13 protein-coding genes are annotated in these 10,127 nt (G+C 67.9%); 4 read left to right on the top strand and 9 right to left on the bottom strand.

The window, feature by feature from the left end:
• Positions 1–237: 237 nt before the first annotated feature.
• Both IE307_RS46045 and IE307_RS46040 read right to left on the bottom strand, forming a co-directional pair.
• Positions 238–1,209, bottom strand: coding sequence for a quinone oxidoreductase family protein (locus IE307_RS46045; RefSeq protein ID WP_191305834.1), 972 nt, complete (start codon positions 1,207–1,209; stop codon positions 238–240).
• A gap of 2 nt (positions 1,210–1,211) precedes the next feature.
• Complete coding sequence (locus tag IE307_RS46040) at positions 1,212–2,012, bottom strand: SDR family NAD(P)-dependent oxidoreductase (RefSeq protein WP_191305833.1); 801 nt, start codon at positions 2,010–2,012, stop codon at positions 1,212–1,214.
• A gap of 134 nt (positions 2,013–2,146) precedes the next feature.
• Here IE307_RS46040 and IE307_RS46035 point away from each other — a divergent pair, with 134 nt between their 5' ends.
• Positions 2,147–2,899, top strand: coding sequence for an SDR family oxidoreductase (locus tag IE307_RS46035; protein WP_229905699.1), 753 nt, complete (start codon positions 2,147–2,149; stop codon positions 2,897–2,899).
• Between the two features lie 5 nt (positions 2,900–2,904).
• Positions 2,905–3,357 (top strand): MaoC family dehydratase, encoded by a 453-nt coding sequence (locus IE307_RS46030; RefSeq protein ID WP_191305831.1) that lies wholly within the window; start codon positions 2,905–2,907, stop codon positions 3,355–3,357.
• Here the strand turns inward: IE307_RS46030 and IE307_RS46025 are convergent.
• Positions 3,344–3,913: a TetR/AcrR family transcriptional regulator gene (locus tag IE307_RS46025; protein WP_229905698.1), complete on the bottom strand. Its 570-nt coding sequence runs from the start codon at positions 3,911–3,913 to the stop codon at positions 3,344–3,346. The genes IE307_RS46030 and IE307_RS46025 overlap by 14 nt on opposite strands.
• 38 nt (positions 3,914–3,951) lie before the next feature.
• Here IE307_RS46025 and IE307_RS46020 point away from each other — a divergent pair, with 38 nt between their 5' ends.
• The gene (locus IE307_RS46020) at positions 3,952–5,007 is read left to right on the top strand and encodes a DUF2855 family protein (protein WP_191305829.1); all 1,056 of its coding nucleotides are present in this window, start codon (positions 3,952–3,954) and stop codon (positions 5,005–5,007) included.
• On the opposite strand, the gene IE307_RS46015 is transcribed toward IE307_RS46020, so the two are convergent.
• Both IE307_RS46015 and IE307_RS46010 read right to left on the bottom strand, forming a co-directional pair.
• Complete coding sequence (locus IE307_RS46015; RefSeq protein WP_191305828.1) at positions 4,997–5,173, bottom strand: DUF397 domain-containing protein; 177 nt, start codon at positions 5,171–5,173, stop codon at positions 4,997–4,999. The genes IE307_RS46020 and IE307_RS46015 overlap by 11 nt on opposite strands.
• An 8-nt stretch (positions 5,174–5,181) precedes the next feature.
• Positions 5,182–5,988, bottom strand: a complete 807-nt coding sequence (locus tag IE307_RS46010; RefSeq protein ID WP_191305827.1) for a helix-turn-helix domain-containing protein — start codon at positions 5,986–5,988, stop codon at positions 5,182–5,184.
• 73 nt (positions 5,989–6,061) lie between these two features.
• On the opposite strand from IE307_RS46010, the gene IE307_RS46005 reads away from it, so the two are divergent.
• Positions 6,062–6,319, top strand: a complete 258-nt coding sequence (locus tag IE307_RS46005; RefSeq protein WP_191305826.1) for a hypothetical protein — start codon at positions 6,062–6,064, stop codon at positions 6,317–6,319.
• 2 nt (positions 6,320–6,321) lie between these two features.
• On the opposite strand, the gene IE307_RS46000 is transcribed toward IE307_RS46005, so the two are convergent.
• The 4 genes from IE307_RS46000 to IE307_RS45985 are packed head-to-tail and all read right to left on the bottom strand — an operon-like array spanning position 6,322 to position 10,123.
• Positions 6,322–6,882: a 3'-5' exonuclease gene (locus tag IE307_RS46000; RefSeq protein WP_229905697.1), complete on the bottom strand. Its 561-nt coding sequence runs from the start codon at positions 6,880–6,882 to the stop codon at positions 6,322–6,324.
• 4 nt (positions 6,883–6,886) lie between these two features.
• Positions 6,887–7,594, bottom strand: coding sequence for a BatA domain-containing protein (locus tag IE307_RS45995; protein ID WP_191305825.1), 708 nt, complete (start codon positions 7,592–7,594; stop codon positions 6,887–6,889).
• On the bottom strand, positions 7,581–8,999 hold the full coding sequence (locus IE307_RS45990; RefSeq protein WP_191305824.1) for a vWA domain-containing protein: 1,419 nt from the start codon (positions 8,997–8,999) through the stop codon (positions 7,581–7,583). Before IE307_RS45990 ends, IE307_RS45995 begins: the two co-directional genes overlap by 14 nt.
• A complete protein-coding gene (locus IE307_RS45985; RefSeq protein ID WP_191305823.1) occupies positions 8,996–10,123 on the bottom strand; it encodes a hypothetical protein in 1,128 nt (375 codons plus the stop codon). The genes IE307_RS45990 and IE307_RS45985 overlap by 4 nt, the downstream gene beginning before the upstream one ends.
• Positions 10,124–10,127: the final 4 nt, after the last annotated feature.

Raw genomic sequence — 10,127 nt, 5'->3', positions numbered from 1 at the left:
TTTTCGTCGACTTGACCTCACCCCTCAGGTGTGGCCAGCTCCTGGTGCGACTTGTGACGGGACCCCACCGCCAACGCAACCCAACTACGAAACAGACAGCCGCCCAACGCAACAGGCGTGCCATCTACCTACCGGCGGCGCCACCCCCCGGATCAGATTGCCGGGGGTCTGGGGGCAGAGCCCCCAGAGGAAGCACGCAACCGCAACAGGCCGCCCGCAACAGGGGAAACGACGAATCTAGCGAGACGGATCCAACAACAACTTCCCAGCAGTCCGACGAGACCGAAGGTCCTCGTGGGCCTGCCGAACCTCCCCCAACCCGTACTCCCCACCAGGAACGGCCTTCAACTTCCCATCCACCACAAGCTCAAAAAGCTCCGCCATCGCCCGATGCGCAAGAGTCCCGTGCTCCGCATCCCGAACCTTCAGGGCGTGCGGCAACCACATACCCGCAACGGCCGTGGAGTGCACCAGCAACGCCCCGAGGTCAACCGGCTTCGGCCTTTCCCGCGAGGCCATGCCATAAAACGCAAGCCGCCCAAACGGAGCCAGCGCCACCAACGACTGATCAGTGGTAGCCCCTCCAGTCATGTCCAGCACGACATCGACCCGCCGCCCACCGTTGGCTTCCTTCAAAGCGGCGGTCATGTCGGCAGCACGAGAGTCAACAGCAACATCAGCCCCGAGATCCAGGGCCAGCTTCCGCTTCTCCTCAGAAGAAGCAGTGGCGATCACACGACCCGCGCCCCACAACTTGGCCAGCTGCACGGCAATCGTCCCCACACCACCAGCAGCGGCGTGCACGACGACCGACTCACCAGGCTCCATGTGCGTGGACTTACGCAACAACAACCAAGCCGTGGCCCCCTGAACGATCAACGACAGGGCAGTCAGGTCGTCCACACCATCAGGAACGTCGAAGGTCGTGAGCAACGGCGCCACTGCCTTCTCCGCGTACCCGCCGGAGTTCTTGGTCAGAGCCACGACCCGGCGCCCGTCAGCGGTGGTGCCGACGACTTCGCCGCCGGGCACCAGCGGCAGCTCCATCTTCGCCAGGTAGGAGTTCTCGGCCTGGTGCGTGTCCGCGTAGTTCAGGCCGGCGCGCGAGACGGTGATCAGCACCTCGCCCTCGCCCGCGACGGGGTCGGGCAGGTCGACCTGCTGCAGCACCTCGGGGCCGCCGAACTCGGTGATCTGGATGGCACGCACGGTCAGTTCTCCTCAAGCGCGATGGAAACGGGGTCCAGGGAGGCGGCGCCGATGCGCGAGCCGTCGGCGGCGCGGGGGCCGGGCGGGTTGCGGAAGCCGAACGGCTCCGAGGGGCGACCGGCCTGCACGAACCAGGCCTCGCCCGTGCCCGAACCCTCCACGATGGACAGGAAGGCGTCCACCACGGCGGACACCGGGATGATCGGCATGCCGATCTCGTCCAGGGTCGAGCGCAGCGGCACGATGATGTTGGTGTCGGCGAAGCCGGGGCACAGGGCGTTCACGCGCACGTCCGGGTGCGCGCCGGCGAGCGAGCGCATGAGGCCGACGACGGCGGCCTTGTTCGCGCCGTAGACGGGGTCTCCCGGCATGGGCATGAGACCCGCCATGGAGGCCGTGGCGATGATCTGGCCGCCGCGCTTGCGCACCTCGGGCAACGCGTAGTGCGCGCCGTAGACGACACCGTCGAGGTTGATGGCCATCGCGCGGCGGTAGGTCTCGACGTCGAAGTCGTCGCCGAGCGAGCAGCCGGTGCCGATGCCGGCGTTCAGGAACGCGATGTCGAGCCCGCCGAACTCGCGCACGGCCAGGGCGACGGCCTCGGCCGAATCAGCCGGTTGGGTGACATCGCACCGCACGAACACGCCGCCGATCTCGTCGGCGACGGCCTTGCCCTGGTCGGCGTCCACGTCCGCGACCACGACGTGGGCGCCGCGGGCTGCCAGACGCCGGGCGGACGCGGCGCCGATGCCGTTGGATCCGCCGGTGATGAGCGCGACCTTGCCGGTGAGTTCCACGGGCACCTGCCTCCTCTAGTGCGACATTCCGACCAGTCGGTATGGTCGTCCGCACAGACCTGGACGTCAAGCTGACTGATAGGTACGTTACTAAGCGCTTGCTTAGCTCACCACCTCTCACCGGAATCGAAGGAGGACCCGTGGCCGACAGGGTTGCGATCGTCACCGGCGCGGCTCGTGGCATCGGTGCCGCGGTCGCGCAGCGCCTCGCCGCGGACGGCCTGGCCGTCGCGTTGCTCGACCTCGACGAGCAGGGCGTGCTCGACGGCGCCGACAAGATCGTCGCGAGTGGTGGGCGCGCCATCGGCCTCAAGGTCGACGTCTCCGACGAGGAGCAGGTCGACGCGGCCGTCGCGAAGGTCGCCGAGCAGCTCGGCGCGCCGACCGTGCTGATCAACAACGCGGGCGTGCTGCGCGACAACCTGCTGTTCAAGATGACCGCGAGCGACTGGGACACGGTCATGAACGTGCACCTGCGCGGCGCGTTCCTGATGAGCAAGGCCGTCCAGGCGTTCCAGACGAAGGAAGGCTTCGGCCGCGTCGTCAACCTGTCGAGCACGAGCGCGCTCGGCAACCGCGGCCAGGCGAACTACTCCGCCGCCAAGGCCGGTCTGCAGGGCTTCACGAAGACCCTCGCGATCGAGCTCGGCAAGTTCGGGGTCACGGTCAACGCGATCGCGCCCGGATTCATCGCCACCGAGATGACCAAGGCGACGGCCGAGCGCATGAAGATCTCGTTCGAGGACCTCGTCAACGGCGCCGCGCAGGCCATCCCGGTCGCGCGCGTCGGCCAGCCCGAGGACATCGCCCACACCGCGTCGTTCCTCGTCAGCGAAGGTGCCGGGTTCGTGTCCGGCCAGGTCATCTACGTCGCCGGCGGACCGAAGGACTGAGGGCCATGCGCGCTTTCGAGAACATCGACGAGCTGGTCGCCGCGAAGGGCCAGCACCTCGGCTTCGGCGAGTGGCACGAGATCACGCAGGAGCAGGTCAACCTGTTCGCCGACGCGACGCTGGACCACCAGTGGATCCACATCGACGTCGAGAAGGCGGCCAAGGGCCCCTTCGGCGGCCCGGTGGCGCACGGTTACCTGACGTTGTCGCTCGTGCCGTACCTGGTGCGGGACGTCTACACCGTCAAGAACATCAAGATGGGCGTGAACTACGGCAGCAACAAGGTCCGCTTCCCGCAACCGATGCTGGTCGGCGCCAGGGTGCGCGGCGGGGTCGAGCTGCTCGACGTCACGGACATCGCGCTCGGCAAGCAGCTCGTGACCAAGGTCGTCATCGAGATCGAGGGCAGCGAGAAGCCCGCGTGCGTCGCCGAGATCGTCAGCGTCATCGTGCCGTGAGGCTGTGGATCAGCAGGTCCGCGTAGTGCTCCGCCAGCCGTCCGGGCGGGATGTCCCCGTCCGGGCGGTACCAGGTGCCGAGCTGGTGCAACGACCCGAAGAAGTAGTACGTGGCGACGTCGGCCGGCACGTCCGCGCGGAACGTCCCGTCGCGCTGGCCCTCCTCGACCAGGCCGCGGAACTTCTCGTGGTAGCGCCGCCGTTCCGCCCGCACCTCCCGCTGCTTCTCCTCGGAGAGGTGGTTCATGGACCGGAAGAACACCTTGGCGGCGTCGAAGTCCTCGACGCTCGTGACGATCACGTCGATCGCGGCCTCGCGCAACCGCTCGGCGATCGGGCCGGTGCTCGACGCGATCTTCTCCAGGTGTTCGGTCTGCAAGCGCAGCAACCGCCCGTAGATCTCGTGCAGCAGGTCGTCCTTCGACCCGAAGTAGTGGTACATGGCGCCCTTGGTGACGCCGGCGCTCTCCACGATCTCCTGCACGGCGACCCGCTCGTAGCCCTTGTCCGCGAACAGGCGGGTGGCGGCGTCGATCAGTCTTTCAGGCACGGTCACGACCGGAGCGTACCTCCCGACCAAGGAGAACCCAGGCAATGATCAGTCGCTGGACAGTGGTCGTCGACCGCGACGACCTCACCGAAACCGAGGTCCTGCACGACGAACTGGGCCCCGCGTCCGACCTGTCGGACTGCGAGGTGCTGCTGCGCGTCAGCCGGGTCGGCCTCACCGCCAACAACGTCACCTACGGCGTGATCGGCGACGCCATCGGCTACTGGAACTTCTTCCCCGCCGGCGGTGACGGCCAGGGCGTGATCCCGGTCTGGGGCTTCGCCGACGTCGTCGACTCCACTGTGGACGCACTGCCCTCCGGCACCCGCGTCTACGGCTACCTGCCGATGGCGAGCCACTTCGTCGCGCGCGCCCGGCTGACCTCGTCCGGTTTCGTGGACACCGCCGAGCACCGCGCCGAGCTGCCGGGCGTCTACAACAGTTACCTGGTCACCTCGCAGGACCCCGCTTATGACGCGTCCCTGGAAGACCTGCAGGTGCTGTACCGGCCGCTGTTCCTCACGTCGTTCCTGCTGGCGGATCGGCTGGCCGACAACTCGTTCTACGGCGCGCGGACGGTCGTCGTGTCTTCGGCCTCCAGCAAGACGGCGTTCGGCACGGCGCAGTGCCTGCGCGGTCAGGGCGTGCGGCTCGTCGGCCTGACGTCGCCCCGCAACGTGGAATTCACGGCTGGGTTGGGACTCTACGACACCGTGCTCCCCTACGGCGCCGACGTGGACGCCGAGCCGAGCGCGTACCTGGACTTCAGCGGGTCGGCCGAGGTGCGCTCGGCGCTGCACGACCGGCTGGGCCCGGACCTGGTGAAGGACATCTCGATCGGCCTCACCCACCAGGCCGCCTCGCAGGACGGGCGCTCGGAGTTCTTCTTCGCACCGGACCAGCTGCGCAAGCGGACAGCCGACTGGGGGGCGGACGGGCTGGCTCAGCGGTTCGGGGAGGCGTGGCGGGGCTTCACCGCTCAGGCCAGCAGCTGGGTCGCGATCGCGAACCACAGCGGGCCTGATGAGCTGGTCGAGGTGTGGCAGGCGGTCCTGGCCGGCAAGGCGAACCCGGACACCGCCGACGTGATCAGCTTCTGAACTGGTCGTTCTTGACCATCGAGAGGAACGCACTCCAGGCGGGCGCCGCGACAGTGGTGTCCGCCTGACCTTTCGAGTCACGGATACGAGCAGCGGAGCCGTCCAGGGCGATCTCCACGCAGTCGGAACCCTGCGCGCCATTGCTGCGGCTGCTCTTGCGCCACATGTCAATCCCTACCTCTCGGCAGCCAACCTCCCGACCCACTCGGCGGACTCGTCTGGAGTCAGCGCCAGCTTCGAGAGGTGCTTGAAGACCAGTTTACTGGCCTTCACCTGCGCAACATTCTCGACGTGCGCGGCTCCAGCGGGATGCTCCACGTAGAGCACGGTCATGTCACCTGGGTAAGCGAAATCCAGCAGGAGGAACGATCCGTTGTACCCGTCGTTCAGACCTGCGGCGTTCGGCAGCACCTGCACCGATACGTTGGCCTGCTGACCCACGTCGTTGATGTGCAGCAACTGCTCACGGTCTGCCTGAGCGAAGGCCGTTTCGGCGATGATCGCGTGATACCTCAGCTCACCGGCAAGGCGTTCCTGCCGTCGAACGCGAACCGCGACCTCGTTCTCGATCCACTTCCGTGATCGCTGAACCTGCCAGCCCTGGAACACCGCCCGCATGTAGCTCTCGGTCTGCAGCAGGCCGGGGATGTAGCCCAGGGAAAAGGCACTTACCCGGACGGCGTCGTGCTCGAGGCTGATATAGCCGAGGTCCTCGATGCCGTAGGGATGCCACCAGCCTTTCTCGCTGGCACGTTCCCACATCTCGATGAACGGCGTCTCCTCCGACACGAGCACGCCGTACAGGTCGAGCATCGCGCGCATGCCGTGGTACTCCGGCAACTGGCCGTTCTCGATGCGGCTCAACTTCTGGTAGTTGTACCGCAGCCGGTACGCCGCCTCCCGCTGGCTGAGGCCCGACCGTTCGCGCAGCCTCTTGAGAGCCTCACCAAGGCGCACCTGCCGGAACGTGGGGTCGGACATGCCCCAAACGTTACGGACGAGATCTGACATTCGTGAATCACGGTGGCGGAGTCTGCTGAGGACCGTCCACTGCATGGAGTACGTCCACAGCATCCAGTACCACCGCCGCAGTCAGAACGGCCGGCTCACCCTCGCCTACGTCGAGTCCGTGACGGATCATGGTTGGTACATAAAGAAAGAAACCGACTGGAAGTCGCGTTACACGGTGGCCTGCGCGACCGAGTACCTCACGCGGGTGTCCGCGGACGCGGGCACGTTCGCCATCACGGTGTGGAGGGACGAAACCCGAGTGTGCACCGTCGGGATCGACTGGAATCCTCCGAACAGGTGATCTCAGCGGCGGATCAGGCCGGACAGCAGTCCGGCGATGTTGAACGCGTCGTCGTGGCCCCGGTGGTGGGTGCCGTCGAGCTCCTGGCCGGCGAGCCGCACCGCCTCGGCCATCCCGACCTCGCGCGGCAGTGCGTGCACCAGGGCGAACAACGTCTTGACGTTGAGGTGGCGGGGGCCGAACGGGTAGCGGACGCCGAAGTCGGCGCACTGGCGTTCGAACATCTTGCGGTCGTAGTCGCCGTAGGAGGCCCAGACTCGGCGGTCCGAGCGGAACTCCTTGCGCAGCAGGGCACACGCCTCGGCGAACGGCATGCCGGAGGCGACCTGGGAGGCCGTCAGCGTCGTCAGCGAGGTGCAAAAAGGACTGACGGACGACCGGGAAGGCCGTACCAGCACGGAACGGCGCTCGCCGCGCTCGCCGGAGGCCACCGAGAGCGGGCAGATGCCGATCTCGATGATCTCCGAGACCTCGCCGGGAGGGGGCGTGCCCTCCCAGCAGGTCGACTCCACGTCGACGACCAGCACCTCGTCCAAAGCGATCACGTGCTGATCGTCCCCCACGCGTCTACTGGAATACGACGACCGGCAGGACGACGATCTCGCCGGTCGCGGCGTTCCACGACTGGACCTTGCCCAGGCAGCGGGCGTTGAACTGGCCCGGTGGCAGTGTGTCGCGCAGGCTCGCGCGGTCGCACTCCACCCGCACCTTGTGTTCGCCGACGGGGGCGATCAGCACGGCCGGGTCTTCGCCGGCGTTGGCCTCGAAACGGCCGTGGAGCGACACGTAGTCGCGGATGTCATTGAGGCGCTTGGCTCTTCCTCGTCGCCACGACTCGTCGGCCGTGATGGTCTTCGTGGTCAGGTCGACGTCCACCACGCCGTGGCCCGCGCGCAGACCGGCGAGCACGACGCCGATGACGTCGATCTCGGTGGCGGGTTTCTCGTAGGTGTCGGTGTTCTGCTCGACGACCGAGCCGTCCACGCCGATGCCGAACTCGCTGGGGCCCACCTGGAGTTTGCCGCCCTTGGTGACGGTGATCTGCTTGACGAACTGTCGGGTGACCGCGTCGTCGTAGCGGCCCACCTTGCAGAGGTTGATCATTCGCTGGCCGTGCACGTAGAACAGCAGGCCCGGGACCTCGGGTTCGGGTTCGCGGCGGCGCAGCCAGCGCCAGCCGAGGGCGATCACCACGATCAGCGCGAGCAGCGTCACCGCCCAGAGCAGGATCCAGCCCCACGAGACCGACCACCACAGAGCTCTATCGACATCCACGGATCTCTCTCACCGCCTCCAGCAACGACTTGGCGCCCGCCTCCACGAGACGGCCGCCGCTCGCCTGCGCCACCCGGTCCAGCTCGGCCGTGGAGGCCTCGCCGAACCGGATCGGGAACACCGGCACCTCTCCCCTGCCCACCCGCAGGAACTCGTCCACCGACGGGCCCGCGTTGTTCTCACCGTCGGTCATCAGCACGACCGCCGTCTCCCCCCTGGCCAGCTGCAGCCCCCGTTCCAGCGCGGCCCAGATCGCGGTGTTGTCCCGCAGGTCCTCGGAGGCGACGACGGCCAGCAGCGCGTCGAGGTCCTCGCGTCCGCGCACGGTGATCGAGCGTTCCTCCAGCACCGTGCCCGCGAACCGCACGATCGTCACCGTCTCTCCGACGTAGAAGCGGTCGAAACCGTTGAGGGACGCGAAAGCCTCCCGCAGCCCGGCCAGTCGCGCGCCCCGCATGGACGTCGAGTAGTCCAGCACGAAGACCACCTGACGGCCCTCTCCCGCGCGGTCGTGGAACAGCAGCAGCCGGTCGATCACCTCGGAGCTGTCCGGGAAGTAGAGCGCGGTGCCGAGGTCGGCGCGCAGCTTCTCGTCGCGCTGCACGGAGGGTTCGACCGGGCGGCGCCAGGTGCGGTCGGCGATCATCTGCTGGGCGGCGGGCGCGCGAAGCCATTCCACGACGCGGTCGTAGACGGCTCGGCGCTCGGGCTTCAGGAGCATGAGCGGGTAGTCCGACAGGACGATGCCGTCACGCGGGTAGACGATCTCCAGCGGTTCCGGCAGGGAAGCGTTCAGGGACAACAACTCCGACTCGTGCGCGACCAGTCCGTCCACATCGGACCGGCGAGCGAACTCACCGACCGGGTCCGGCACGTCGAACGCCCGCCCCGCCAGGAAACCCTGCAACCGGTCGCAGCTCACGTCCTCGGGCCGCAACGGAGCGCCGGTGCCCGCGGCCGCCGTCGCGACGCCGATCAGAGCCGCCATCCCGCCACCGGACACGCGCGGATCGGCCATGCCGTAGCGGAACTGGCCCAGGGCGGCTCGATCGGCGACGTCCGCCCACGTCGGCCGCTCGCCCAGCACCGCCCGCTTGTCGCGCTTCACGCCGAGCACCACCGGGGACGTCATGACGCTCGTCGCCAGCTCGGGCTCGGCACCTCGCAGCCGCAGGAACCTGTTGGTGGACAACCAGGCCAGGTCGAACCCGCCGAGGGACCTGCTCGCCTCGACCGTGCCTCGGTGCTCCACCGCGAGCTCGATCCCGGTGGCCTTCTTCAGCTCCGCGAGCACCGGGCCGAGGTCGGCCAGTTCCGTGCTCGCCAGCACCGTCAGCCGCACCGGCGGCGTGCTCGACGTGCACGCGGTCAGCAGGAGCAGCAGGACCGCGGCCACGACCTTCACTTGCACTCGCCGACGACGTCGAGCATGCGCTCGAACAGCTCGGCCTTGGGCAGCTGCACCCTGCCCTTCTCCCCGGCCGGTGGTTCGGGCAGGCCGCGGCCGCTGATGTAGCCGCCGAAGTCGGTGCCGGTCTCCCCGTTCCAGCCGAGCGAGTGGAAGCCCAGTTCGACCGCGCGCTGGCGCAGTTCCGGGTCGTTCATCATCAGCTCGCCGATCCGGTCGCCCTCCGGCGTGAACGAGATCAGCTCGGGCGTGCTCTGGTGCTGCTTCTCGGGGTAGAGCAGCACGCGTTCGGTGTCGACGCTCTTCTGCCGCAACTGGTAGGCGATGTACTGGTGTTCGTAGATCACCGCGATGACGGCGTGCGTCCGGCCCTCCGGCACGAAGTACTTCGGGGCCATGTCCTCGCCGGCCTGCCCCTGCGCGTCGACGAACGGTTTGACGTCCAGTGCCAGCTTCTCCGCGGCTTCGACGGTCTGCGGCGGGTCGTCACCGAAGGCGGTGGCGAAGAACCCGACGAGCGTCGCGCCGGAGTAGGCCTTGCAGGGGTCCGGCGACTGCACGATGATCCGGTTGCCGTTGGAGAGCTGGTAATCGCTCCACTTCTTGCCCTCGGTGGCCAGCGTCGTGAACGCGGACATGTCGAGGGTGTAGTAGAGCGGCTTCTCGCTCTGGTCGTGGGATTTCGCGGCCCCCGCGCGCTTCAGCGCTTCGGCGTACTCGCGGAACGTGGCCAGCACGACCGGGGTGAAGAACGGCCGGTACGGCACGACGTGCTTGCCCGCACGGCGGGACTTCACGTGCTCGTTCGCCACGTGCCCCGAAGGGAACACGAAGTGGTACGAGTCGAGGTCCGGCTTGTCGGCCAGGTCGCGGGAGCCGATCGGCGTCACGTGCACCTGGTAGCCGCGCGCCATCAGGATCCGCTTGACCTGCTCGTCCTGGAAGAAGTCGCGCTTGGACGCGAACAGCGCCCGCACGACCGTCACAGATCGGAACGGGCCGGTGACGTGCCCAGAAACGAGCAGCACCACCAGCCCGGCCACGAACACCGCCAGCGGCGGCACGAACCACAGCAGGAACCGTCTTCGCGGGTCGACGACCTTGAACTCGGGCTCCCGCACGGCT

The sequence above is a fragment of the Lentzea cavernae genome, assembly GCF_014653695.1.
In the GTDB taxonomy this organism is placed as follows: domain Bacteria; phylum Actinomycetota; class Actinomycetes; order Mycobacteriales; family Pseudonocardiaceae; genus Lentzea; species Lentzea cavernae.
The sequence above is the reverse complement of the archived record's forward strand: the minus strand, read 5'-3'. Positions and strand labels throughout refer to the sequence as shown.